The organism is Actinomadura rifamycini DSM 43936, assembly GCF_000425065.1.
Lineage (GTDB): Bacteria > Actinomycetota > Actinomycetes > Streptosporangiales > Streptosporangiaceae > Spirillospora > Spirillospora rifamycini.
Genome location: NZ_KE384301.1, coordinates 418,542 through 443,107 on the forward strand (window position 1 = coordinate 418,542; position 24,566 = coordinate 443,107).

The 24,566-nt window shown below is 75.0% G+C and carries 24 protein-coding genes; 6 read left to right on the forward strand and 18 right to left on the reverse strand.

Annotation, left to right across the window (positions count from 1 at the left end):
- Positions 1-98 precede the first annotated feature (98 nt).
- The 9 genes from H505_RS50860 to H505_RS0138720 form a co-directional block, all read right to left on the reverse strand.
- Positions 99-275, reverse strand: coding sequence for a hypothetical protein (locus tag H505_RS50860; protein WP_169528913.1), 177 nt, complete (start codon positions 273-275; stop codon positions 99-101).
- Positions 272-1,291, reverse strand: coding sequence for an aromatic ring-hydroxylating oxygenase subunit alpha (locus H505_RS0138685; protein ID WP_026406247.1), 1,020 nt, complete (start codon positions 1,289-1,291; stop codon positions 272-274). The genes H505_RS50860 and H505_RS0138685 overlap by 4 nt, the downstream gene beginning before the upstream one ends.
- A 98-nt stretch (positions 1,292-1,389) precedes the next feature.
- On the reverse strand, positions 1,390-2,190 hold the full coding sequence (locus H505_RS0138690) for an IclR family transcriptional regulator (RefSeq protein WP_026406248.1): 801 nt from the start codon (positions 2,188-2,190) through the stop codon (positions 1,390-1,392).
- Positions 2,187-3,716 carry an acyl-CoA synthetase gene (locus tag H505_RS0138695; RefSeq protein WP_026406249.1) on the reverse strand — a complete coding sequence of 510 codons (1,530 nt, stop codon included), beginning with the start codon at positions 3,714-3,716 and terminating at the stop codon, positions 2,187-2,189. Before H505_RS0138695 ends, H505_RS0138690 begins: the two co-directional genes overlap by 4 nt.
- Before the next feature lie 33 nt (positions 3,717-3,749).
- Positions 3,750-4,805 (reverse strand): branched-chain amino acid ABC transporter permease, encoded by a 1,056-nt coding sequence (locus H505_RS47120; protein WP_064743796.1) that lies wholly within the window; start codon positions 4,803-4,805, stop codon positions 3,750-3,752.
- Complete coding sequence (locus tag H505_RS0138705) at positions 4,802-5,665, reverse strand: branched-chain amino acid ABC transporter permease (protein ID WP_026406250.1); 864 nt, start codon at positions 5,663-5,665, stop codon at positions 4,802-4,804. The genes H505_RS47120 and H505_RS0138705 overlap by 4 nt, the downstream gene beginning before the upstream one ends.
- Positions 5,662-6,366, reverse strand: a complete 705-nt coding sequence (locus H505_RS0138710; RefSeq protein ID WP_026406251.1) for an ABC transporter ATP-binding protein — start codon at positions 6,364-6,366, stop codon at positions 5,662-5,664. The genes H505_RS0138705 and H505_RS0138710 overlap by 4 nt, the downstream gene beginning before the upstream one ends.
- A complete protein-coding gene (locus H505_RS0138715) occupies positions 6,363-7,145 on the reverse strand; it encodes an ABC transporter ATP-binding protein (RefSeq protein ID WP_026406252.1) in 783 nt (260 codons plus the stop codon). The genes H505_RS0138710 and H505_RS0138715 overlap by 4 nt, the downstream gene beginning before the upstream one ends.
- Complete coding sequence (locus H505_RS0138720) at positions 7,142-8,317, reverse strand: ABC transporter substrate-binding protein (RefSeq protein ID WP_233617593.1); 1,176 nt, start codon at positions 8,315-8,317, stop codon at positions 7,142-7,144. The genes H505_RS0138715 and H505_RS0138720 overlap by 4 nt, the downstream gene beginning before the upstream one ends.
- 187 nt (positions 8,318-8,504) lie before the next feature.
- Between H505_RS0138720 and H505_RS47125 the strand changes: the two genes are divergently transcribed.
- Positions 8,505-9,428 (forward strand): PaaX family transcriptional regulator, encoded by a 924-nt coding sequence (locus tag H505_RS47125; RefSeq protein WP_233617588.1) that lies wholly within the window; start codon positions 8,505-8,507, stop codon positions 9,426-9,428.
- Here H505_RS47125 and H505_RS0138730 read toward each other — a convergent pair.
- A complete protein-coding gene (locus H505_RS0138730; RefSeq protein ID WP_026406254.1) occupies positions 9,425-10,216 on the reverse strand; it encodes a LysR family transcriptional regulator in 792 nt (263 codons plus the stop codon). The two genes, H505_RS47125 and H505_RS0138730, sit on opposite strands and share 4 nt — an antisense overlap.
- Positions 10,217-10,289: 73 nt before the next feature.
- Here H505_RS0138730 and H505_RS47130 point away from each other — a divergent pair, with 73 nt between their 5' ends.
- Entirely contained in the window at positions 10,290-11,183 is an 894-nt protein-coding gene (locus tag H505_RS47130) for an EamA family transporter (protein ID WP_051301632.1), read from the forward strand.
- Between the two features lie 18 nt (positions 11,184-11,201).
- Here the strand turns inward: H505_RS47130 and H505_RS0138740 are convergent, their stop codons facing one another.
- Complete coding sequence (locus tag H505_RS0138740) at positions 11,202-12,023, reverse strand: SAM-dependent methyltransferase (protein WP_026406255.1); 822 nt, start codon at positions 12,021-12,023, stop codon at positions 11,202-11,204.
- 99 nt (positions 12,024-12,122) lie between these two features.
- Positions 12,123-12,737 carry a TetR/AcrR family transcriptional regulator gene (locus tag H505_RS0138745; protein ID WP_026406256.1) on the reverse strand — a complete coding sequence of 205 codons (615 nt, stop codon included), beginning with the start codon at positions 12,735-12,737 and terminating at the stop codon, positions 12,123-12,125.
- A gap of 87 nt (positions 12,738-12,824) precedes the next feature.
- On the opposite strand from H505_RS0138745, the gene H505_RS0138750 reads away from it, so the two are divergent.
- Complete coding sequence (locus H505_RS0138750; protein WP_026406257.1) at positions 12,825-13,613, forward strand: SDR family NAD(P)-dependent oxidoreductase; 789 nt, start codon at positions 12,825-12,827, stop codon at positions 13,611-13,613.
- A 16-nt stretch (positions 13,614-13,629) separates the two neighbouring features.
- On the opposite strand, the gene H505_RS0138755 is transcribed toward H505_RS0138750, so the two are convergent.
- Complete coding sequence (locus tag H505_RS0138755) at positions 13,630-14,811, reverse strand: ROK family transcriptional regulator (RefSeq protein WP_026406258.1); 1,182 nt, start codon at positions 14,809-14,811, stop codon at positions 13,630-13,632.
- A gap of 91 nt (positions 14,812-14,902) precedes the next feature.
- Here H505_RS0138755 and xylB point away from each other — a divergent pair, with 91 nt between their 5' ends.
- The 3 genes from xylB to H505_RS0138775 all read left to right on the forward strand — a co-directional run bounded on the left by xylB (position 14,903) and on the right by H505_RS0138775 (position 18,225).
- Positions 14,903-16,300: a xylulokinase gene (xylB, locus tag H505_RS0138760; RefSeq protein WP_034521898.1), complete on the forward strand. Its 1,398-nt coding sequence runs from the start codon at positions 14,903-14,905 to the stop codon at positions 16,298-16,300.
- Between the two features lie 11 nt (positions 16,301-16,311).
- Positions 16,312-17,472: a xylose isomerase gene (gene xylA, locus H505_RS0138765; protein ID WP_026406260.1), complete on the forward strand. Its 1,161-nt coding sequence runs from the start codon at positions 16,312-16,314 to the stop codon at positions 17,470-17,472.
- Between the two features lie 243 nt (positions 17,473-17,715).
- Positions 17,716-18,225: a mycothiol transferase gene (locus H505_RS0138775; protein ID WP_026406261.1), complete on the forward strand. Its 510-nt coding sequence runs from the start codon at positions 17,716-17,718 to the stop codon at positions 18,223-18,225.
- 42 nt (positions 18,226-18,267) lie between these two features.
- Here H505_RS0138775 and H505_RS47135 read toward each other — a convergent pair whose 3' ends face one another.
- From H505_RS47135 to H505_RS0138800, 5 genes are all read right to left on the reverse strand, one after another.
- Positions 18,268-19,662, reverse strand: coding sequence for a glycosyltransferase family 4 protein (locus H505_RS47135; protein ID WP_064743797.1), 1,395 nt, complete (start codon positions 19,660-19,662; stop codon positions 18,268-18,270).
- Positions 19,663-19,722: 60 nt separating this feature from the next.
- A complete protein-coding gene (locus tag H505_RS0138785; RefSeq protein WP_026406262.1) occupies positions 19,723-20,919 on the reverse strand; it encodes a L,D-transpeptidase in 1,197 nt (398 codons plus the stop codon).
- Between the two features lie 262 nt (positions 20,920-21,181).
- A complete protein-coding gene (locus tag H505_RS0138790) occupies positions 21,182-22,354 on the reverse strand; it encodes a L,D-transpeptidase (RefSeq protein WP_125614574.1) in 1,173 nt (390 codons plus the stop codon).
- Between the two features lie 156 nt (positions 22,355-22,510).
- Positions 22,511-23,407, reverse strand: a complete 897-nt coding sequence (locus H505_RS0138795) for a VC0807 family protein (protein WP_233617585.1) — start codon at positions 23,405-23,407, stop codon at positions 22,511-22,513.
- Between the two features lie 218 nt (positions 23,408-23,625).
- Entirely contained in the window at positions 23,626-24,552 is a 927-nt protein-coding gene (locus H505_RS0138800) for a LysR family transcriptional regulator (RefSeq protein WP_026406265.1), read from the reverse strand.
- Between the last annotated feature and the right edge of the window lie 14 nt (positions 24,553-24,566).

Genomic DNA, 24,566 nt, shown 5'->3' on the forward strand with positions numbered 1-24,566 from the left:
AGCACAGAATGAGGTTAGCCTAACCTCATCCCGCCTTGAAGGGCGGACGGGCGCGGCACCGCGCCGCGCCCGTCCGCCCCCCTCCGGAGGCGGGCGGGTCAGCCGGTCGCCGCGCCGTGGTCCGGATGGGCGAGCAGCCAGGTCCAGACCTCCACCGGGTCGTCGGCGCGGTGCTCGGCGCCGCAGTGGCAGACGCCGGTCAGCCGGTCCGAGCCCGGGGACCACTCGACCCGCAGCAGACCGCCCGCCGCACCGCCCGCGGTCTCCGGCGTCACTGCGCCGTCAGCTTCCGCAGCATGCGGCGCGCGGCGAGGCCGCCGGTGTCGATGTTGATCGACAGCTCCTGGTAGCCGTCCGGCTCGCTCGCGATGACCTTCTCGAGCTTGTTGAGCGCCACGACGTCCTGCAGGACGACCGTCCGGTTGCTGTCGCGCAGGAACGTCGACACCTTCTCGTCGTCGAGGGCGAAGTCGCGGGCGACCCACCAGAAGTCGTGCGTGGTCGTCTCGGTCTCCGGGACGATCGCGTAGCCGACCTCGACGTGGAAGGCGTCCGAGTCGTCGCCGTCCGGGCCGGGCTCCACGCCGGTCGGCGCGATCCGGCTGTGCAGGAGGTAGAAGCCCGGCGGGTGGAACTCGATGTCCTGCCAGCGGTCGATGCGGCCCTGGATGCCGGTCGACTCGGAGTAGAACGGCGGGCACTCGACGTCCTTCATCCGGCGGCTGACGTAGACGATGCCCGCCTCCTCGTCGGTCTCCGTCGTGATCGGCGTCTGCGCGACCTCCGGCGTGCCGATGTACCCGGCGTGCAGGTACGTCTCGTGGGACAGGTCGAGGAGGTTGTCGACGAGCAGCTCGTAGCGGGCGGCGAGCGGCTCCATGCCGCGGACGGTGGTGTAGTCCGCCGACTCCAGCCACGGCGCCCGCGGGATCGCGGCCGCGTCGCCCTCGCCGTCGCCGATCCACACCCAGATCAGCGAGTCCTGCTCGACGACCTGGTAGGCGGGGACGCGCGCGGTGCGCGGGATCCGGGTCTGGCCGGGCACGGCCACGCACGTCCCGTCGGGGTCGTAGGTGAAACCGTGGTAGCCGCAGACGATGCGGTCGCCGTCCCGGTTGCTCTCCGACAGCGGGAAGCGGCGGTGCACGCACCGGTCGGCGAGCGCGACGGCCTTGCCCTCGCGCGTCCGGTACATGACGAGCGACTCGCCGCAGATCGTCCGGGCGAACAGGCCGTCGCCGACCTCCTCCCCGTAGGCGGCGACGTACCACTGGTTGCGGGCGAAGACCATCGGAGGCTCCTCGGCGGGGTGGGCTGGCAGAGTGTGACGAGCCTCTCGTCGCCGCCCCCGCCGCGCCAAGGCCGCTTCCGTTCGACGGAAGAACCCGCTCAGGCCCCGTGCAGGGCCGTCTCCGGCGGACGGACGGCGCGGGGCGCGCCGAGCGCGCGGGAGATCCCGCGGGCGCTCGCCCGGACGACCGGGGTCAGCGACCGCGCGTCCCAGCCGGTGTTCGGGACGACGATCGCGACGGCCGCCACGACCGTGTCGTCCGGTCCGAAGACGGGCGCCCCGACGGAGAGCGCGAACGACTCGACCTGCCCGTCGCTGACCGCGACGCCGGTGCGGCGGACCTCGGCGAGGGCGCGGCGCAGCTGCGGGCCGGACGAGATCGTCCGGTCGGTGAAGCGGCGCAGCGGCGCGGCGATGGCGCGTTCCTGCACGGCCCGGTCGGAGTGCGCGAGCATGGCGAGGCCGACGCCGGTGGCGTGCGCGGGCCAGCGCCCGCCGACCCGGGAGAAGACGTGCACGGCGTCGCGGGCGGAGATCCGCTCGATGTAGACGACCTCGAGCCCGTCGAGGACGGCGAGGTGCACGTTCTCGTGGGTGGCCTCGTAGAGGTCCTCGAGGAACGGCATGGCGGCCTGGCGCAGCGCCGGTCCGCGCGGGGCGAGCGCGGCGACCTCGAACAGCCGCAGCCCGATCCGGTACAGCCCGTCGGTGTCGCGTTCCAGGGCGCCCCAGCAGGTCAGCTCGCCGGCCAGGCGGTGGGCGGTGGACAGGGGCAGTCCGGCGCGCCGCGCGATCTGGGTGATGGACAGCGCGGGCCGCTCCGCCGAGAAGGCGCCCAGGATGTCCAGTACCCGCCGCGTGACGGGGGGCCGTCCCCCTCCGCTCGCCCGTTCGGTCATGGTTCGCCGTACTCCTCCCGCAGTCGTCCCTTGAGGATCTTGCCGGAGGCGTTGCGGGGCAACTCGGCGGCCGCCACCGCCGACTTGGGGACCTTGTAGCGGGCGAGCCGGCCGTCGAGCCGGGCCAGCACCGCGTCCCCGGTCAGACCGGAGCCGGGGCGCGGGACGAACACGGCGCGGCCGACCTCGCCCCACGTCTCGTCCGGGACGCCGATGACGGCGCACTCCAGGACGTCCGGGTCGGCGAGGATCGCGTGCTCGACCTCGGCCGGGTACACGTTCTCCCCGCCCGAGATGATGACGTCCTTGATGCGGTCGACGATGTAGGCGTAGCCGTCCTCGTCGAGCCGGGCGGCGTCGCCGCTGCGGAACCAGCCGTCGGTGAAGGCCGCGGCGGTCGCGTCGGGGCGCCCCCAGTACCCGCGCATCACGTGCGGGCCGCGCACGACGATCTCACCGGTCTCCCCCGGCGGGACGTCCGTCATGTCGGGGGCGACGACGCGGACGTCGCTGAAGAAGTGCGGCACGCCCGCCGACCCGGCCTTGGCCTCCGCGTGCGCGGCGTCGAGGAACAGCGCGCCCGGCGCGGCCTCGGTCATCCCGTATCCCTGCAGGAACGTCAGGCCCCTCTTCTGGTAGGTCTCGATGAGCGACGGCGGCACGGGGGCGCCGCCGCAGGTCAGGATACGGAGGGACGACAGGTCGGCGGCGTCCCAGCCGGGTTCGCGGGCGACGCGCTGGAACATGGTCGGCACCCCGAACACGAACGTGACGCGGTGCTCGGCGATGAGGTCGAGGGTGGCGGCGGGGTCGAACGCCGGGACGAGGACGCACGCGCCGCCCTTGAGCAGCACGGGCAGCGCGAGCATGTTGAGCCCGGCGGTGTGGAACAGCGGCGCGGACACGAGCGCCACCTCGCCCGCCGTCAGGTCGTGGTCGATGAGGACGTTGACCGCGTTCCAGGTGATGTTGCCGTGGGTGAGGGTCGCGCCCTTCGCGGCACCGGTCGTCCCGGACGTGTACATGATCATGCACGGGTCGTCGAGGGACACCGGGACGTCGATCGGCGCGGCGCCCGCCTCCCCCGCCGCCGCCCGCACCTCCGCGTACCCGTGCGCCCACGGGCCCGGCCCGTCCAGCGCGACGTGCTCGCGGACGGGGACGCGGGCGCGGACCCCGTCCACCAGCCCGGCGTGCGACGGGGCGTGCACGAGCACCGACACCCCGGCGTCGGCGAGCTGGTGCGCGATCTCGGGGCCGGCGAGCCGGGTGTTCAGCGGGACGAACACCGCGCCGAGCGTCCCGGCGGCGAACAGCGTCTCGAGGAAGGCGGGATGGTTCGGCCCCAGGTAGCCGACGCGGTCGCCGTGCCGGACGCCGAGGGCGCGCAGCCCGTGCGCAAGGCCGGACACGCGGCGCAGCAGCCCGGCGTAGGTGAGCGTCCGGCCGCCGTGGACGAGCGCGGCGGCGTCCGGAGTCTTGCGGGCGCGGCGGGCGGGCCACGACCCGAGTCCTTCGTTGCGCATGGCGGAGGCACCTCTCCAGGCGGTTCCGGACGGTCAGGTGACGGGCGCGGGTTGCGGTTCGGCCTCCGCCTCGGCGCCGCGCCGGCCCGGGGCGCGGCGCCGCCACCGGTCGGTGGCCGTGGGGACGAGGCCCTTCGGCACGAACAGCACCACGAGGACGAGCAGCAGCCCGTAGACGGCGTAGGACAGGACGGCCGGCGCCGACGCGGGCATCCCCTCCCGCGTGCCGACGTCGTTGAGCACCTGCAGCAGCAGCGTGACGGCGGCGGCGCCGGCGAGCGCGCCCCGGATCGTCCCGGCGCCGCCGACGACGGCCATCACGACGTACTCGAACGAGAGCAGGACGGGGAACGAGCCGGGTGCGACGTACCCGATGTAGTAGGCGTAGACGCCGCCGGCGAGGCCCGCGAACGCCGCCGACAGGGCGAACACCGCCTGCTTGTAGAGCGCGACCGGCACCCCGGCGGACGCGGCGGCGACCTCGCTGGTGGCGAGCGCGCGCAGGCCGCGGCCCGGCCGGGACCGGACGATGTTGCGGGCGACGAGCACGGTGCCGCCGAGCGCGGCGAGCGCGAGGTAGGCGTAGGCGGCGTCGTCGGCGAACTCGTACCCGGCGACCGTGAGGCGCGGGACCCCCTGCAGCCCGATGTCGCCGCCCGCCCACTCCTGCCGCCCCACGACGCTGAGCAGGATCAGCTGCACGGCGAGGGTGGCGAACGCGAGCTGGTGGCCGCGCAGCCGCAGCAGCGGGACGCCGACGAGCGCGGCGGCCGCCCCGGCGGCGGCGGGCGCGAGCAGCAGGCCCGCCCAGGTGGGCACGCCGTGGATCGCGGTGAGCGCGGCGGTGTAGGCGCCGATCATGGTGAACGCGGCCTGGCCGAGCGACACCTGCCCCGCGAAGCCCATCAGCATGGACAGCCCGGTCACGACGATCGCCGAGATCAGCAGCAGCACGTACACCGACACCTGCGGGCCCGGCAGGACGACCGGCAGCGCGAGCGCGACGGCGGCGACGGCCGACGCGGCGGCCGCCCCCCGAGACCGGGGCAGCGGCCCGCGGCGAGCGGGCGGGCGGGCGGACTCGCTCATCGGGCGGCCTCCTCCTGGAGCGCGGTCCGCCGCGACGCGCGCACCGTCATGATCGTCAGCATCAGCACCAGCGCCACGACGGTCTGGTACGACGCGGCGCCGTACCCCGCCACCAGCGACTCGGCGACGCCGAGGGCGAGCGCCCCGGCGAGCGCGACGCCCGGCCGGTCCAGCCCGCCGAGGATCGCCGCCGCGAACCCGTTGGTGATGAGCAGGACGTCGCTGTCGTAGGACATCGGCTGCAGCGGCGCGAGCAGGACGCCGCCGAGCCCGCCGAGCATGCCGCCGAGCGCGAACGCGAGCAGCCCCATGCGGACGGTGTCGATGCCGACGGCCCGCGCGGCGTACGGGTTCGACGCGCACGCGGTGAGCGCCTTGCCCGTGTACGTGCGTCCGAAGAACAGCCCGAGCAGCGCGAACACCGCGGCCGCGACGCCGATGACGAGGAACGACTGCTTCTGCACGTGGGCGCCGAACAGGACGGCGGAGCCGCCGAGGCCCGGGTGGGAGCGCGGGGTGTCGCCCCAGATCATGATCTCGACGGCGTACGCCAGGAAGCCGAGGCCGAGCGTGACGATGAGGGCCGACTGCGGGGACGTCCCGCGCTTGCCGGTCGCGGCGAGCCCGACGGCGAGGCCCACCGCCCCCGCGACGAGCACGGCCGCGGCCTCGGCGGCGCCGTGCGGCAGGCCGGACGACAGCAGCGACCCGGCCGCCATCCCGCCGACGACGGCGAACATGCCCTGCGCGAAGTTCACCACGCGCGTCACCCGGTGGATCGCCACCAGGCCGCTCGCCAGCAGCGCGAACCCGCAGCCGACCGCGATCCCGGAGACGAGGTACTGCAGGAACGCGCTCACGCCTTCTCCTCCCCCGCCGGGGACACCGCGCCGCCCAGGTAGGCGTCGGCGACCGCGCTGCCCGCCGCCAGTTCCGCCGCCGCGCCCTCGGCGCGGATCCGGCCCGCCTCCAGCACGTAGCCGCGCGTACAGAGGTCGAGGGCGAGCCGGGCGTTCTGCTCGATGAGCAGGAGCGCGAGGCCGCGCCCGGTGTTCAGCGCCCGCAGGTGCTCGGCGAGGTCCGCGGTGACGAGCGGGGCGAGCCCGAGCGACAGCTCGTCCACCACGAGCACGTCCGGGTCGGCCATGAGCGCCCGCCCGAACGCCACCATCTGCTGCTCCCCGCCGGACAGCGAGCCCGCGCGGCGGTCCCGCAGCGCGGCCAGCCGCGGCAGCACCTCGTAGACGCGGGCGGTGTCGCGGGCGCCGCGCTCGCGGCGGCGGCGCCAGGCGCCCAGGGCGAGGTTGTCCTCGACGGTCAGGCCGTCGAACATCTGCCGCCCTTCCGGGACCAGCGCCGCCCGGCCCCGGACGCGGACCCGCCCGGCGGCGGGCCGCAGCACGCCCATGACGGCGTTGACGAGGGACGTCTTCCCGGCGCCGTTCGGGCCGATGAGCGCGACCGCCTCGGCGGCCCCGACGGTCAGCGCGACGCGGTCCAGGGCGGTGGCGGTCCCGTACCGGACGACCAGCCCGGACACCTCGACGACGGGGGCCGTCACGCGGCCTCGCCGCCCAGGTAGGCCGCGACGACGGCGGGGTCCCGGCGGATCCGCTCCGGGGTGCCCTCGGCGATGAGGCGGCCGAGGTCGAGGACGCCGACGCGGTCGGCGAGGCGGGCGACGAACGCGACGTCGTGCTCGACCAGCATCATCGTCAGGCCCTCCGCGCGCAGCCCCTCGATCAGCTGGGCGAGCGCCTCCCGCTCGGCGCCGCGCAGGCCCGACGCGGGCTCGTCCAGCAGCAGGAGCCGGGGACGGGCGCAGAGCGCGCGCGCCACCTGCAGGGAGCGCTGCTGGCCGAGCGGGAGGACGTCGGCGGAGCGGTCCGCCCAGTCGCGCAGCCCGACCCGGCCGAGCGCGGCGAGGGCGTCGGCCCGGATCGCGGCCTCCTCGCGGCGGTGCGCGGGCAGCCGCAGCGCCGCCGACAGCATCCCGTGCCGGGTGCGGGCGTGCGCGCCGACCATCACGTTCTCCAGCGCGGTCATGCCCCGGAAGAGCCGCGCGCCCTGGAACACGATGGCGATGCCGAGCCGGGCCCGCGCGTGCGGGGGGAGCCGGTCGATGCGGCGGGGACCGGACCCGGCGGGCGCGTACGCGATCGTCCCGTGGTCGGGGACGAGGTGGCCGCCGATCAGGTTGAACAGGGTCGACTTCCCGGCGCCGTTGGGGCCGATGACGGCGCGGGTCTCGCCCTCCGCGACCGTCATCGACACGTCCCGGACGGCGTACACGCCGCCGAACGCCCGCCCCGCGCCGTCGATCGTGAGCAGCGGCGTCATCCGAGCGCCCGCGCGGTCTCGGCGAGCCGCGCCCCCGACCACTCGGTCGGGACCAGCTCGCCGCCCTTCACCCGGTTCATCGAGATGTCGGACGGCTTCAGCCCGGAGTGGTCGTCCGGCCCGTACTCGTACCGGCCGTTGGGCGTCACGAGGGCGAGGCCCTCCAGCGCGTCGCGGATCTTCTCGCGGTCGCCGCCCGCCTGCTCGATCGCCGCGGCCAGGAGCCGGACGGCCGCGTAGCCGTCCATCGCGAACTGCGGCGGCGTGTACCCGTGCTTCTTCTCGAACGGGACCGACATCTCCTGGATCGACTGCTTCAGCTTCCCGTCGGGCAGGTGCTCTCCGACGACCCCGATGGCGCTCTGCACGTACACGCCTTCGGCCGCCTCCCCCACGGGGTCGAGCCACAGCTTGCTCGCCTGCGAGCCGGTCATGAACAGCGGGACGTCCAGCCCGGACGACGGGTACTGCTTGGCCAGCGTCACCCCGGGCGGGCCGCTCGCCCACACGGCCAGGGCCTGCGCGCCGGAGTCGCGGACGTGGGTGAACAGCGGGCTGAAGCTGCCGGCGTTCGTCTCGAAGGGCTCCTCCCGGACGATCCGGACGCCGTGCCCGGCCGCGTGCGCCTTCATCCCCTCGAACCCGGCCATCGCGTACGCGCTCTTGGTGTCGTAGGCGACGGCGACCTCGGAGATGCCGTGCGCCTCGAAGTACTGGAGCATCGCCTGCGCGTACGTCGACGACAGCGCCGGGATCACGAACGTGTACGAGCGGATCGGGTCGACCTGCTCGTCCGCGGGGGCCAGCGAGATGTAGGGGATCTTTTCCCGCTCGGCGAGGGGCTGGACGGCGAGCGCGACGTTGGCGTACGTGGAGCCGATGATCGCGGTGACGTCCTGCGAGCGGAGCCGGTTGAAGTGCAGGACGCCCTGGTCGGGCGACGTGCGGTCGTCGAGGACGACGAGCTCGACGCGCTCGCCGCCGATGCCGCCGGCGTCGTTGATCTGCTCGACGGCCAGTTCGACCGTCTTCTTCGCCTCGCCGCCGAGCGTGGCGTAGTTGCCGGTCAGGGACTCGATGAAGCCGATCTTGAGGGCGGAGCCGTCTCCGCCGCCGGAACCGCCGCAGGCGGTGGCGGCGGCGAGGACGGCCGCGGCGAGCAGGGGGACCATCTTGCGCACTGCTGCCTCCCGGGGTGGGGGATCGCTGCGGCGGGCGCCGGGGTGGGACCGCCTTGAAGTTAGGCGTATATTTCACGGCGGTCAAGGAATTGCCGAACGTGCCCGGTCCGGCGGCGGGACGGCCGCCGGACCGCCGTTACGCTGGCGCCATGAGGGGAGCCGAACGGGTGAGCGAAGAGTGAAGGGCCCCGACGCCGTGCCCGACGAGCGCGACGGCGGCGGGGACACGCACGGCACGCGGCCCGGACCGGACGGCGGCCCCTCGCTCCGGCTCCGGCCCCAGTCGCTGATGCTGACCTACCTCGGCAACTACGTGCTCGGGCGCGACATCGCGGTCTTCTCCGGCAGTTTCATCGAGACGTTCGCCCGCCTCGGCGTCGGCGAGCACGCGGTGCGCTCCACGCTGACCCGGATGGTCGCCCGCGGCCTGCTGGCGCGGCACCGGGACGGCCGCCGCATGCACTTCGGGCTGACCGCGCGCTCCGCCGCGATCCTGCGCGACGGAGAGGAGCGCGTCTGGCGGCGCGGCGTCCTCAACTCCGACTGGGACGGCACCTGGACCGTGCTCGCGTTCTCGATGCCCGAGTCGTGGCAGCGCGCCCGCCACGACCTGCGCGCCCGGCTGACCTGGGCGGGCTTCGGCTCGCTGGGCAACGGCACGTGGATCGCCCCCTCGCGCCGGGACGTCCGCGCGATCGTCGGCGAACTCGGCCTGGAGGGGCGCCTGAAGGTGTTCTCCGGCCCGGCCGAGGAGCCCACCGACGTCCCGGCGATGCTGCGGGAGGCGTTCGACCTGGACGCCGTCGCGGACGGCTACCGCGCGTTCCTCGACCGCTGGGACCGCCCCGACCCGCTGCCGGACGCCCCCGACGACCTCGCCCGCTACCTGTGGATGACGACCGAGTGGCTGCGGCTCGTCCGCGACGACCCCCGGCTGCCCGTCGAGCACCTGCCGGGCGACTGGCCCGCCGTCCGCGGCCAGCAGGTCCTGCTGGAGCTGCGCGACCGGTACGAGGCGGGCGCCCGGCGGCTCGCCGACGCCGCCATCGAGGCCGTCCCCGTGCCGCCGCCCGCCGCCCCCGACACGGCCGCGGCGGGCTAGCGGTCCCGGGCCGCGGCCCGCAGCGCCCCCAGGCCGTGCGCGATCGGCGGCCGCCGGTCGCCGCCGCGCCGCACGCACGCGATGATCCGGCGGGACGGGACGCCCTCCCCGCGCAGCGGCACCCGCACCACCCCGTCGTCCGGCGGGAGCGGCGCCAGCCGCGGCACCAGCCCGACCCCGAACCCGCGCGCGACCAGCGCCGACACCGCGAACCACTCGTTGGCCTCGTGCACGATGCGGGGAGCGAACCCGGCGGACGCGCAGGACGCGAGCATCAGCCGGTGCTGGTCGGGGCGATCCGGCGAGCCGATCCACGGCTCCCCCGCCGCCGGGGCGCCCGCGCTGGGAATGACCACCGCGATGTCGTACCGGTGGGACAGCAGGAGGTGCGCGGCGTCCCCGCTCTCCTTCTCGCTCATCCGCACCTCGAGGCCGGGGTGCTCCTCGCGCAGCCGCGCGACGGCGGGCGCGACCAGCGCGGCGAGGGCGCTGGACACGCTGCAGATCCGCACCCGGCCGGCGTCGCCCGTCCGGTGCGCGGCGAGATCGGCGCGGGCCCGCTCCCACTGGGCGGCCAGCGCGTCGGCGTGCCGCAGCGCGGTGTGCGCCGCCGCGGTGAGCCGCACCCGGCGGCCCTGCGCCTCCAGCAGCTCGACGCCGAGGTCGCGGGCGAGCTGCCGGAGCTGCTGCGACACCGTCGAGGGCGTCAGGTGCAGCGCCTCCGCCGTCGCCGTCACGGTGCCGCGCTCCCGCAGGACGCGCAGTGTCTCCAGGCGGCGGTCGATCATGCGGCCATTCAACACGGTTCCGTGCAGAAGCATTCGATGGACCCGGACGGTCGCGGCTTCCGAGACTGGCGGCATGGTGAACAGACCCGAGGTGCCGGGCCCGGTCCTGCTGCTGGGCAGCGTCGTGACCGTCCAGGTGGGACTGGCGTGCGGCAAGGCGATGTTCGCGGTCGCGGGGACGGCGGGCGTGATCGTCCTGCGGCTGGGGTTCGCGGCGCTCGTCCTGCTGCTCCTGCGCCGCCCGCGGGCGCCGGACCGCGCGGCGCGCGGCACGGTCGCGGCGCTCGGCGTCGCCATCGCGGGCATGCACCTCATCTATCCGGCGCTGGAGCGGCTGCCCGTCGGGGTCGCGTCCACCCTGCAGTTCCTCGGGCCGCTGACGCTCGCGCTCGTCCGGGCCCGGCGCCCCCTCGACCTGCTGTGGGCGGCGCTCGCCGGGACGGGCGTGCTGCTGATCTACCGCCCGTTCGGCGATCCGGTCTCCCCGTCCGGGGCGGCGCTGGCGCTGGGGGCGGGCGCCTGCATGGCGGCCTACCTGGTGCTGACCCGGCGCGCGGGCGCGCTCGCCGGTGCCCCGCTGGCCTGGGGCGTCGCGGTCGCGGCGCTGCTCGTCCTGCCGCTGGCGCCGCTCGCGGAAGGCGCCGTGCTCCGGCCGGGCGTGCTCGCGGCCGGGCTGGGCGTCGCGCTGCTGTCGGCGGTCGTCCCGTGGTCGCTGGACCGGGCCGCGCTGCGGCGCATGCCGGAGCAGGCCGCCGCGGTCATGGTGAGCCTCGAACCGGCGGCCGCCGCGCTGGCGGGGCTCGTCCTGCTGGGCGAACGCCTGGGCCCGGCGGCGTGGCTCGCCGTCGCCTGCGTGTCGGCGGCCTCCGCCGGAGTCGCGTGCACGCAACGCCGGCCCCGCGAGCCCGCGGCGCCCGCGCCGCCGCCCGAGGACGACCGCGCCCCGGTCACGCGGGACGCACGGTGAGCGGCCGCCGCGCCGCGCTCAGGGACGGCGGCGGCCGACACCGGCCAGGGTGAACGTCCGCTCGGGCGTGTCGCCGGCCGGTGCGCCCGCGTCGGGACGCCACTGCGGCGTGTAGGTCAGGCCGGGCTCGACGAGCTCGAAGCAGCCGACGATGTCGAGGATGCGGGCGCGCGAGCGCCCCCAGAAGTGGCCGTCGGTGGGCTGGAACACCTTGCCGACGTTCCCGCCGGACTCGGGCTCGGGGTCCTGGGTGATGTGCGTGAACACCAGGTGCCCGCCGGGCGGGAGCGCGTCGTGCACGGCGCCGACGGCCTTCGCGGCCTCGGCGTCGTCGTCGATGAAGTGCAGGACGCGGTCGAGGATGCACGCGACCGGGCGGTCGACGTCGATGAGGGCGCGGACGGCCGGGTCGTCGAAGACCGCCGCGGGCCGCCGCGGATCGCACCGGACGACGGCGGTGCGGCCCGCGCCGGGGCGGCCCGCCAGCAGGGCGCGCGCGTGCGCGAGGACGACGGGGTCGCCGTCGGCGAACACCACGGCGGCGTCCGGCGCGACCTCGGCGGCGACCTCGTGGACGTTGCCGCGGGCGGGCAGCTTGGTGCCGATGTCGATGAACTGGCGGACGCCCTCGCCCGCGAGGTGGCGGACGGCGCGGCCGATGAACGCGTGGTTCTCCCGGGCCGCCGTCCGCGCCTCGGGGATGACGCCCAGCAACTGCTCGGCGACCTCGCGGTCTGCGGCGTAGTTGTCCTTGCCGCCGAGGAGGTAGTCGTAGATCCGTGCCGTGTTCGGTGTCGTCAGGTCGACGTCCGCGGGCGTCCCCCGCCTCTCGTCGCTCATGTCGTCTCCGCTCGTCCCGGGAGAGGGATCCTCTCACGGAACGCAGTGTGCTCGCGCCGGTTCACCCTGTGGTCGCGGCCGATCACGCGGGGCGTCCGGTCACTGCAGCAGGTCGACGAGTCCGGGGTCGGGGCCGCCGTCCGGGTCGGCGGCGCGGGCGGCGCGCAGCGCGGCGACGAGGGTCGCGGACGCCGTCGCGACGAGCGTCGCGCGCGGCACGTCGCGGTGCCGCAGGCGGTCGGCGATGATCTCGTCGAGGAGCGCCACCCAGCCGCGCATCGCGGTGCGCAGCGCCGGCCGCGGGGGGTCGGCGACGCCGAGGGCGTCGAGCAGCCGCCGCGCGCCCTGCCAGCGCAGGTCCTCGATGATCGCGCGCACCTCGGGGTCGGACCCGTTGCCGCCGCGCATGAGGGCGAGGAACCCGGCGGCGTTGTCCTCCATGAAGGCGATGTGCCGGTCGAGCGCCCCGCGCAGCCGCTCGGCGGGCGCGCCGTCCGCCGGCAGGGACTCGTGGACCGTGCGGAGCCGGTCGGCGGCGGCGCGGATCGTCGCCAGGTAGAGGCCGCGCTTGTTGCCGAAATGGTGCGCGATGAGCCCGTACGCGACACCGGCGCGGCGCGCGATCTCGCTGGTGGTGACCTCGTCGTACGCGCGCTCGGTGAACAGCTCGGCGGCGGCGTCGACGAGCAGCGCGCGGCGGTCGGGCCCGGTCATCGGCGGCTCCTCCGGTGTTGACGCGGCGGCGGGAACGCGCCTAGGTTCGCAGTTGACTGATAATCAGTCAACTTCGGGAGGCGGTACATGGACCTGACGGGGACGCCGATCCTGCTCACCGGCGCGTCCAGCGGCATCGGCCGGGCCCTGGCGTTCGCGCTGGCGGGGCGGGGCGCCCGGCTGGCGATCGCGGCGCGCAGGCGGGACGAGCTGGAGTCTGCGGCGGACGAGATCGCCGCCCGCGGCGGGACGCGGCCGCTGGTGTTCGGGGCCGACCTGTCGCGGGCGGGCGCCGCCGCGGAGCTCGGGCGGGAGGCGGTCGCCGCGCTCGGGTCCGTCCGGGTGCTGGTGAACAACGCGGGCGCCGGACTGGTGGGGACGCAGGCGGAGCTGGGCGACGGCGAGGCGGCGCGCGCGCTGTTCGAGACGAACTTCTGGTCGCCGATCGCGCTGACCCGCGCGGTGCTGCCCGCCCTGCGCGACGGCGGAGGCGGGGGGCTCGTCGTGAACGTCACGTCCACGCTGCAGTCCGTCCCGATCCCCACGCTCGGGTACTACGGCGCGGCCAAGGCGGCGCTCGGACACGCCACCCGGACGCTGCGCAACGAGCTGCGCGGCACGGGCGTCCGCGTGCTGGAGGTCGTCCCGGGCGCCACCGACACCGCCACCCGGGACGTCGACCTCCTGCCGTGGCGGAACGGGCCCGTCCGGACGCCGCCGCCGGTGAGCCCCGAGTCGGCCGCGCGGGCGATCGTCCGGGCGATCGAGGGCGGCGCGCGGCGGCGGGCCCACCCCGCCACGTCGCTGGTGCCGCTGGAGGTGCCGGCGGCGGGGCGGCTGATCGCGTCGTTCGTCGCCAGGCGGGTCGATACCTGACCGCCCGGCCGGGCGGTCAGGGCAGGAGCGGCGCGGGGTCGGCGAGGAGCCGCTCGATGACCAGGCCGGCGGCGCCGAGGACGGCGGCGCCGTCGGCGAGCGCGGACACCTCGACGGGCGGCACGGCGCGGCGCAGGGACCCCGGCCCCGCGGCGAGGGCGTCGCGCAGCGGCGGGACGATCCAGTCGGCGAGCGGCGGGTAGACGCCGCCCAGCACGATCGTGTCCGGGTCGAGGAGGTTGACGGCGGCGGCGAGCGCGCCGCCGAGGGCGCGGCCCGCGCGGGCCGCGGCGGCGGACGCCGTCCCGTCGCCGGCGGCCAGCCGGGCGGCGAGGGCGTCGAGCGGCGCGCCGCCCGCGGGGATCCCGGCGGCGCGCAGCAGGGCGTCCCGCCCGGCGACCTGCTCCAGGCAGCCGCGGCCGCCGCAGGGGCAGGGCGGGCCGGACGGCTCGGCGACGAGGTGGCCGAGCTCCCCGGCGAAGCCGTGCGCGCCGCGGAAGACGCGGCCGTCCACGACGATGCCGGCGCCGATGCCGATCTCGCCGGAGACGTGGACGAAGTCGCCGAGGCGGGCGCCGCCGCCGAACCACAGCTCCCCAAGCGCCGCGAGGTTGGCCTCGTTGTCGTACTCGGCGCGCAGCCCGGCGAGCGCGCCGGTCACCGGCACGTCCGTCCAGCCCAGGTTCGGGGCGTGCCGGACGACGCCGTTCTCGCGGTCGAGCAGGCCGGGCAGCGCGACGGCGGCGCCGGCCACGGTGAGGCCCTGCCCGGCGGCCGCGGCGGCGGCCTCGTCCGCGAGCCCGGCGAGCGCGGCGAGGACGGCGGCGGGTTCCCGGCCGCGGTTGTCGCCGGTGACGACGTGCCGGTAGCGGACCCGGCGGGCCAGGTCCAGGACGCACGCGGACAGGTGGTCGACGCCCACCTCCAGCCCGAGCCCGGCGGCGCCGTCGCCGCGCAGCGACACGGCCACGCCCGGGCGGCCGCGCTCGCCCTCGTGGACGGGCGCGCCGTCGACGACGAGGCCGGCGCCGTCCAGGATCCCGACGAGGTTGGACACCGTGGTCTTGGTGAACCCGGTCAGCTCGGCGAGGCGGGCCCGGGTGACGGGCTGGTGCCGGGCGATGTGCTCCAGGACGACGGCGAGGTTCCGGACGCGCATCGTGGCGTGCCGGACGGGGACGTTCCCGGAGTTCGTCATGGACGCACCCTAATTCAGTCGCGGCTATAGGCAGGTGCCGGGTCGGCTGCTACGTTACTTAAGTCCACATCGTTGACGAAAAGGGGTCCGGATGGCCGAGGGGCTGGTCGCGGGCGTCGACTCCTCGACGCAGTCGACGAAGGTCGTGCTGTGCCGCACGTCCGACGGCACCGTGGTCGACACGGCGTCGGCGCCGCATCCCGACGGCACCGAATGCCACCCGGACCGCTGGTGGGACGCGCTGTCGCGGCTGCGCCCCCTGCTCGAGCGGGCGGACGCCGTGGCCGTCGCCGCGCAGCAGCACGGCATGGTCGCGCTCGACGCCGGCGGCGAGGCGGTCCGGCCCGCCCTGCTGTGGAACGACACCCGCTCCGCCCCGCAGGCGCGCGCGCTCGTGGACGAACTCGGCGGCGCGCGGGTGTGGGCGGAGCGGACGGGCAGCGTGCCCGTCGCGTCGTTCACGGTGACCAAGCTGCGCTGGATGGCCGAGCACGAACCGGAGAACGCGCGTCGCACCGAGCGGGTGCTGCTCCCCCACGACTGGCTGACGCTGCGGCTCGGCTCCGACGGCCCGGTCACCGACCGCGGCGACGCGTCCGGCACCGGCTACTGGTCGCCCGCCGAGGGCGCCTACCTGCCGGACGTCCTGCGCGCCGCGCTCGGCCGCGACGCCGAGCCGCCGCGGGTGGCGGGCCCCGGCGAGCGGGTCGGGACGACGTCCTGGGGCGCGGCGCTCGGCGCCGGCACGGGCGACAACATGGGCGCGGCCCTCGGCCTCGGGCTGCGGCCCGGCGACGTCGTGCTGTCGGTCGGGACGTCCGGGACGGCGTTCGCGGTCGCGGACGCCCCCGCCGCCGACCCGTCCGGCCTGGTCGCGGGCTTCGCCGACGCGACCGGCCGGTTCCTGCCGCTGGTCTGCACGCTGAACGCCGCCCGGATCCCGGAGGCCGCCGCCCGCCTCACCGGCGCGACGCTGGACGAGCTGTCGGCGCTGGCCCTCGCCGCCGAGCCGGGCGCGGGCGGGCTGACGCTGCTGCCCTACCTGGACGGCGAGCGCACCCCCGACCGCCCGGACGCGACGGGCGTCCTCACCGGGCTCACCACGGTGAACGCCACCCGGGAGAACATGGCGCGGGCGGCGGTGGAGGCGCTGCTGTGCTCGCTCGCCGACGCCGTCGACCACCTCGCGGCCCAGGGCGTCCGGCCGCGCCGCACCCTGCTGATCGGCGGCGGCGCGCGCGCCGAGGCCGTCCGCCGGCTGGCCCCCGCGATCCTCGGCACGCCCGTCACCGTGCCCGACCCCGCCGAGTACGTGGCGCTCGGCGCCGCCCGGCAGGCCGCGTGGGCGCTGGCCGGGACGCCCGAACCGCCGGACTGGCCGCCGCCGGCCGCCACCGAGTACACCGCCGACCGCGTCGAGGCGGCCGTCCGCGCGCGCTACGCCGCGCTGCGCGACACCGCCCCGGCGCTGGGTACGGCGGCCGAGTAAGGAGGGACGACATGAGCGACTACACCCCGGTTCCCGAGGACCGGTTCTCGTTCGGCATCTGGACGGTCGGCTGGCAGGGCGTGGACGTGTTCGGGCCGGGCACCCGGCCGCCGATGGCCGCCGACCGGGCCGTCCGCAAGCTCGCCGAGATCGGTGCGTACGGCGTGAACTTCCACGACAACGACGTGTTCGACTTCGACGCCTCGCCCGCCGAGCGGCAGCAGAAGATCGACGCGTTCCGCAAGGCGCTGGACGAGACGGGCCTCGTCGTCACCACCGCCACGACCAACCTGTTCGGCCACCCGGTCTTCAAGGACGGCGCGTTCACCTCCAACGACCGGGACGTCCGCCGGTTCGCGCTGCGCAAGGTGATGGACAACCTGGACCTGGCCGCCGAGCTGGGCGCCCGCACCTACGTGTGCTGGGGCGGCCGGGAAGGCGCCGAGTCGGGCGCGGCCAAGGACGTCCGGGCCGCCCTGGACCGCTACAAGGAGGCGTTCGACGTCCTCGGCGCCTACGTGGCCGACCAGGGGTACGACATCCGGTTCGCGATCGAGCCGAAGCCGAACGAGCCGCGCGGCGACATCCTGCTCCCGACGATCGGGCACGCGCTCGCGTTCATCCAGGAGCTGGAGCGCCCGGAGACGGTCGGCCTGAACCCGGAGGTCGGGCACGAGGAGATGGCGGGCCTGAACTACGCGCACGGCCTGGCGCAGGCGCTGTGGCAGGGCAAGCTGTTCCACATCGACCTGAACGGGCAGCACGGCCCCCGCTACGACCAGGACCTGCGGTTCGGTGCCGGGAACGTGCGCGGCGCGTTCTGGGTGGTCGACCTGATCGAGCAGAGCGACTACGACGGCCCCATCCATTTCGACTTCAAGCCGCCGCGGACCGAGGACGACGCGGGCGTGTGGGAGTCGGCGGCGGCGTGCATGCGCAACTGGCTGATCCTGCGGGAGAAGGCGCGCGCGTTCCGCGCCGACCCCGACGTGCAGGAGGCGCTGCGGGACGCGCGGCTGGACGAGCTGGCCCGGCCGACCCTCGACGAGGGCGAGGACTGGCGGTCCGTCCGCGACGCCTCCCCCGACATCGAAGCCCTCGCGGTCCGCGGCGCGGCGCACGAGCGCCTCGACCAGCTCGCCCTCGAGCACCTCTACGGCGTCCGCGGGTAGGACCGGCGGCCCGCCCCCGCCCCGCCGGGGGGCGGGCCCCGGTCACTCCGCGCGGCGGCGGCGCGCCCGCGCCGCGAGCACCCACCGGGCGCGCGCCGTGTCCCTGGCGCCGCGCGGCCCCTCCCCCTCGCCGGTCATCGACACACCAAGAATCGATCCCGTTACGCTCAGTGTCGAGCGGATCGCCCGCATTCGGGTCCCGGGGGCCTGAAATCGCCGCGTCCCCGCACTAGGCTCGGGTCAATGACCAGTGCCGAACTGCTCACCGACGCCTTCGACCGGATCCGCGAAGAGGTCCACGCCGCCGCGGACGGCCTCACGCCCGAGCTGCTCGCGTTCCGCGCCGACCCGGAGGCGAACTCGATCGCCTGGCTGCTGTGGCACCTGACCCGCGTCCAGGACGACCACGTCGCCGACGTCGCCGGCACCGCCCAGCGCTGGACGTCCGACGGCTGGGCCGACCGCTTCGCGCTGCCGCTCGACCCGTCCGACACCGGCTTCGGCCACGGCCCCGACGAGGTCGCGTCCGTCCGCGTCGACTCCCCGGACCTGTTGACCGGCTACCACGACAGCGTCCACGCGATGACGACCGAGTACGTCGCGGGCCTCACCGACGCCGATTTGCCCGCCGTCGTCGACCGCGCCTGGGACCCGCCCGTCACCCTGGGCGTCCGTCTCGTCAGCGTCGTCTCCGACTGCCTCCAGCACGCGGGCCAGGCCGCGTTCGTCCGCGGCCTCGCCGAACGCGGGTGACGGAACCGGCGCCGCGGTCCCCGGGGCCGGGCGCCGGCCGCGTCACGGGCCGGGGGCGCGTTCCTCCTCGCGGCGGTCCAGGCGTGTGCGCGGGACGCGGGCGGCCGGCGAGGGCGACCGCGGCGGCGGGTGGAGGCCGGCGAGCAGCGCGGTCCACCGGGCGGCGACGCCGGCCGGCTCGTAGGCGCGCGCCGACGCGCGGGCCCGCTCGCCCAGCCGGTCGCGGAGCGCGGGGTCGGCGATGAGGCGGCGGAGCGCCGCGGTGAGGGCCGCGCGGTCGTCGACGGGGACGAGCAGCCCGTCCCGGTCGTGCTCGATCATCTCGCGCGGGCCGTGCGGGCAGTCGGTGGACACCACGGCGAGCCCCTTGGTCATGGCCTCGATGACGACCATCGGCATCCCCTCCCGGCGGGAGGTGAGCGCGTAGACCGCGGCGCGCTCCATCTCGGCGGGCAGCCGGCGGCTGGCGGGCCGGACCTCGACGCGTCCGGTGAGGCCGCGCTCGGCGACCAGGTCCCGCAGGGCGGCGCGCCGGGCGCCGGCGCCGAAGATCCGCAGCGTCCAGTCGGGGTGCTCGGCGGCGACCGGCGCGAACGCCTCGATGAGCAGGTCGAAGCGCTTGTTGTGGACGAGCCGCCCGGCGGCCAGGACGACCTTGTCGGTGCGGCGGGACGGGCCGCCGGGCATGTCCGGCACGGCATTCGGGATGCGGACGATCCGGACCGGCGAGCCGGCGAGGGCGTCCTCGTACTCGGTGCGGGCCGCCTCGGTGAGCGTGGTCAGGACGTCGAGCCGCCGGTAGTCGCGCAGGATCTCGCGCCGCAGCGGCGGCTTGTAGGAGCCGAGGCTCATGTGGTCCTGCCCGATGAGGGTGACGCCGCGCGGGGAGAGCGCCGCGATGAGCAGGTTCAGCGAGGGCCTGGTGGCGATGAGGACGTCCGGGGGCGCGGCCCGCAGCGCGGCGAGCAGCCGCAGGTCGGTCCAGAGGTTCATCCACTTGAAGGACGCCTCTTCCTTCGGGATGAGGACGCTCGGCAGCCGGGACAGAAGCCGGGCGGTGCGCCCGCGCGGCCCGAGGCGGTCGTCGGCGTAGGTGATCGCGACGCCGTCGGGCAGCGGGAAGAACGGCTCGGGGGTGCCGCGCAGCACGCTGACGATCTCGACGTCGTGGTCGCGGGCGAGGGCGCCGCTCAGGTTGACCACGGTGCGGATGGTGCCGCCGGTGCCGTGGGCGTTCTGCAGGAGGATGCGCACGCGGAGGCGCCCGCCCCGGGGCGGGGGCCGCCGCAGCAGCAGGGGGCGCGCGGCCCGCAGCGCCGTCCGGCGGAGCGCGCGGTGGGCCCCCCGCCGGACGCGGCGGCGCAGCGGCAGCGGGCGTGCGGGCCCGTTCGCCGGTCGGTCGTTCGCCGGTTCGTCGTTCGCCGGTTCGTCGTTCACCGGGTCCCCGTTCGCAGACGGCGTTCCCGGCTTTGGTACCCGCTCTGGGTCAGCGCAACATCATCCGGTCGTCACGGTGCGGTTCAGGGCGCTGCCCTTCACCCACTTCTCCCAGGACATCTGGTAGTAGCTCCACCCGTTGTTCCAGTCCAGCTTCCGCTTGCTCCCGGTGATGAGGACCGGGTCGCCGCGGTAGGACCACTTGTAGAACCAGCGGGCGTCCTTGGGCGGGGAGTTGACGCAGCCGTGGCTGACGTTCTGCCGGCCCTGGGCCCAGACGGTGGAGGCCATCGAGTGGACGTACTCGCCGCTGTTGGAGATCCGCACGGCGTGCGGGATGACCTCGCGGTAGCCGCCGTTCGCCTTGTCCTTCGGATCGACGCCCATCCACTCGGACGTCATGATCGCCGGGTTCTCTTTGCCCATGGTCAGGTGGACGCCGCTGGTGGTGAGGAAGGTGTCGACGCCGTTGACCACCCGGCCGCCCTTGCCCGCGCTGATCGGCCAGGAGCGGACCTTCTCGCCGTTCTCGTACGCGACGGCCTTCTTCGACTTCGTGCTGATCTTCAGGATGTGGGAGTCGCCGATGCGGAACTCGCGGCCGACGTCCTTGGCGCCGTAGGTGCCCTTGCCCGACTTCACGCCGGCGAGGTCGGCCTCGAAGGACACCTTCTGGTTCGGCTTCCAGTAGTCGCCGTTCTTGGTGCGGAAGATGACCTGCTTGTCGCTCACCCAGTACCAGGCGCCGGTGGCGGGCTTGGACGACTTGATCCGCAGGGCCTGCTCGACGGCCTTCTTGTCGTCGACGTCGCGGTTGAACGTGACGGTGATCGGCATGCCGACGCCGACCTTCTCGCCCTTGCGCGGGATGATGTCGGCGACCTCGAGCGTCCGCTTCGCCTCCAGGGTGGCGATGCTCGCGTTGACGGTCGTCGTCTTCCCCTCGGGGGAGACCGCGACCGCGGACACCTGGAACTCGGTGTCCGGGCGCAGCGTCCGCGACTTCCAGCTCGTCCGGTCGGCGGACATGGTCCCGGCGTCGGTGATCGGGCCGTTCTTCCAGGAGAGCGTGACGTTCTTGAGCGTGCCGCCCGCGGCCTTCACCACCACGCCCGCTTCCGGGAGGGCCTTGGTGTTGCCGTCGCCCGGGGCGATCGTCACCTGCGGCGCGGCCGCCTCGGCCTGCTCGCCGGCGACGCCGGCCTTCTTCTCTTCTCCCGAACAGGCGGCGGTGAGCAGGATCACGACCCCCGCCACCGCCGTACCGGTCCCGCTCCGTCGCCGCGTTCGCCGTGCGGACACGTGCTGCACCGCCACCTCCAGATACCCCGCCGTACCAGAGAGACATTAGCGACAAAAGATGCCGATCATGCCTTCTTCCAGGCCGTTCGGCGCCCGTCGAGATCAAAGCGTTGCACGGCGGGGGCCTGCACGGACCCGGGCCCGGCCGTTCGGAACGGCCGGGCCCGGGTCCGGTTCACCGGAGGACGGTCACCGCAGGGCGGTCACTGCAGGGCGGTCACCGCAGGGCGCTGCCTTCCTTCCACTCGTTGAACGACAGCTGCCAGTAGCCCCAGCCGTTGTTCCACTCGAGGTCGCGGTCGCTGCCCGTCAGCTCGATGACGTCGCCGCGCTGCATGATGTCGTAGTACCACTTGGCGTTCTTCGGGCTGAGGTTGAGGCAGCCGTGGCTGACGTTCGCGCTCCCCTGGACGCCGACGGTGGACGCCATGGCGTGCGTGTACTCGCCGCTGTTGGAGAACCGGACCCCGTGGTTCACGACCGTCTTGTAGTAGCCGGGGTCTCCGGGCTTGCGGCCCGGCGAGATCATCGTGACCGGGTTCTCCTTGCCCATCAGCAGGTGGACGCCGCTGGTGGTGGTGTACTCCCGGGTGGTGCCGTTGCCGGCGCTGAACGGGACCTTGCGGAGCTTCTTCCCGTCCCGGTACACCGTCATGTGGTGCTTGCTGATGTCGCCCTTGGTGATCTGCTCGGCGCCGACCGTGATGGTGGCCTCTTCGTCGGCCTCCCCGTAGACGCCGCCGCCCGCGTTGACGCCCGCGAGGTCGGCGTCGAACTCGATCTTCTGGTGGGGCTCCCAGTACGTCTTGGTCCGGTAGATGACCTGCTTGTCGTCGATCCACCGCCACGCGCCCTCGACGGGCTTCTGCGGGGTCACCTCGAGGACCTTCTCGACGGCGGCCCGGTTCTTCACCGGGCGGTTGAACCGCACGATGATCGGCGCGCCGACGCCGACCTCCTCGCCCTTCAGGTTCGGGGTCACGTCGACGATCTCGAGCGTCTGCGCGGGGTCGAGCGTGGAGAACGAACTGGTCGTGGTCTGGGACTTGCCGTCGTTGGCGGCCACGGCCGTCACGGTGTACTGCGTGTCGGGCTTCAACGTCCGGTCCGAGCGCCACGCGGTGCGGTCCGCGGACAGCTTGCCGGTGATCTGGGCGCCCTGCCCCTGGACGGTGACCTTCTCGAGCGTGCCGTCGGCGACCTTGACCTCGATCGTGCCGTCCGGCTTGACCTGGGTCGTCCCGTTGGCCGGCGTGATCGTCACCGTGGTCTTCGTCTCGTCGGACGCGAGCCCCGCACCGGAGCTGTCGCCGCTGCAGCCGGCGGCGAGCATCACCACCGCGCCCGCGCCCCCGGTCACCGCGAGACCCAACCGCCTCTTGCCAGCCACAAACTCCCCCATTCACCAAGATCGGCTCAGTGTTCTACAAACCTATCTAAGCCAGATAGACGAGCCTACACGCGGGAAAGTTCAGGTCATGGGCCGGACAAAAAGTCGTCCCGCCGCCCACGTGGGGCGACGGGACGTGCTAAGCCCCTGCGGGGCTCAGGCGCTGCCCGCGGGCTTCCAGTCGATGTGGCGCAGGAGCCGCTTGAACCCCCACACCGAGAGGCCGACGCCGACCGCGCCGAGCGCGGCGACGATGCTGGTCCGCAGCCACAGGTACGTGCCGATCGACTGGTTGAACAGCATCCAGACGCTGACGAGCACGTTCGTGAACAGGACCATCGACCACAGCAGAGAGATCTTCAAGAAGAAGCGGTGCACTCTGCCGTGCTTCAGGAACGCCTCCGGGATGGGGGCCATGTCCTTGGCGAGCTTCATCGCCAGGGGCTTGCCCAGCGGCACCGACGCCAGGAACGACATGCTGACGATCAGCGTGCCGAGGGTCGGCTGGAGGAAGTAGACCACCGCGCTGCCCGTCGCGGCCGACAGGCCCGCGCGGACCGTCACGCCGACCGCGGCCAGCATGAGCATCCCCGACACGGGATGGCCGCGCAGGTACCGGTACGCGATGCCGCCGTACACCCACGCGACGGCGGCGACGAGCGCGCCGTTCAGGCCGAGCAGCGTGAGCGCGGCGTAGAACACCAGGACCGGGGCGATGACGCCCTCGAAGAAGCGCGGCAGCGCGTGCACGAGGAGGGCACGGATCCGCGGCAGCTCGAAGACGTGGTGCCCCTCGTCCTCGTCCTGCGCGGCCGTGGCCCCCGCGGGCGCCGGTCCGGAGGACGCCGCTTCGGCGGACGCGGGTCCGCCCGGCTCGGGGACGATCGCCCCGTGCCGTCCGTCGTCCGCCCGCGCCTCCGCGGCCCGCGCCTCGGCGAGGACCGCGTCCTCGAGGTGTGCGTGCGGAGGCCGTACGAGTTCGGCCGGTGCCGCCGGAGCGGACGGCGCCGTCACCGCGGACGGCTCCGTGTGCGTGGTCGCCGGTCGTTCCATCGAGCGCTGCGCTCCCCGATCGGTGTGCAAAGTCTCGGATGTCGTCACGATTCGCCCCACCGTACGTGATGATCCGCGCGAATCCGGCCGATTCGAGGTCAAAACTCGCGCGTGCCGTCCCGCACCGTGTCCCCCCCAGACACCGGAGCACACCCGCGCCACCTGCGGGGACGCCCGCAACCGCGCTCCGGTCGGGGAAATCCGGCCGGCGCCGGGGGTCACCCCTCGGGCGCCGCCGGCTGGACGTCACGCGCGGCCGCGTAGATGGCGCGGAGCGTGACCGCGACGGACGGGCGGCGCACGCTGGCGCTGCGGGTCACGGCGTACACCTCGCGCGCCAGCGTGCATTCGGGGATCCGGCGGACGGCGACGCCGCGGTCGCCCGCGGCGAGGGCGAGGGCGGGCACGGCGGTGACGCCGATGCCGCGCGCCACGAGGCTGAGGATCGTGTGCAGCCCCTCGAACTCCCACGGCACCGGCCGGTGGCCGCCCACGGTGTCCAGCAGCCGCTCGACGGCGTCCCGGGACGGCTCGCCGCTCGGCGCCGCCATCCACGGCTCCTCGCGCAGCCGCTGCAGGTCGACGGGCAGGTCCGGGTCCGACAGGGGGTGGGAGGCGGGGACGACCAGCACGAGCGGGTCGCGGCGCAGGTGGAAGAACTCGAGCGCGGCGGGCGACTGGTGGGGGACGTTGCCGGTCCAGTCGTCGATCAGGGCGATGTCGACCTCGCCGTTCTGCACCTGCCGGATGCCGTCGACCGGACGGGTCTGCCGCAGCACGAACGTCAGCCCCTCGTGCTCCCCGAGGCTGTGCGCGAGCGCGGGCGCGAACGCGACGGCGGCGGTCGGGAAGGCGGTCACCACCACCCGTCCGGTGGGGGTGTCGGACGCGGCGGACAGCTCCGCCTCGGCGGTCTCGACCAGCCCCAGGATCTCCTCGGCGCGCGCGGCCAACCGGCGCCCGGCGTCGGTGAGCTCGGCGCTGCGGGCGGTGCGGTCCAGCAGCGGGACGCGCGCCTCCCGTTCGAGCGCGGCGAGCTGCTGGGAGACCGCCGAGGGCGTGTAGCCGAGGGCGGCGGCGGTCGCGGCGATGCTGCCGCGGCGGGCGAACTCGGCGAGGAGGCGGAGGCGGCGCAGCTCGAGCATCAGCACATCTTACG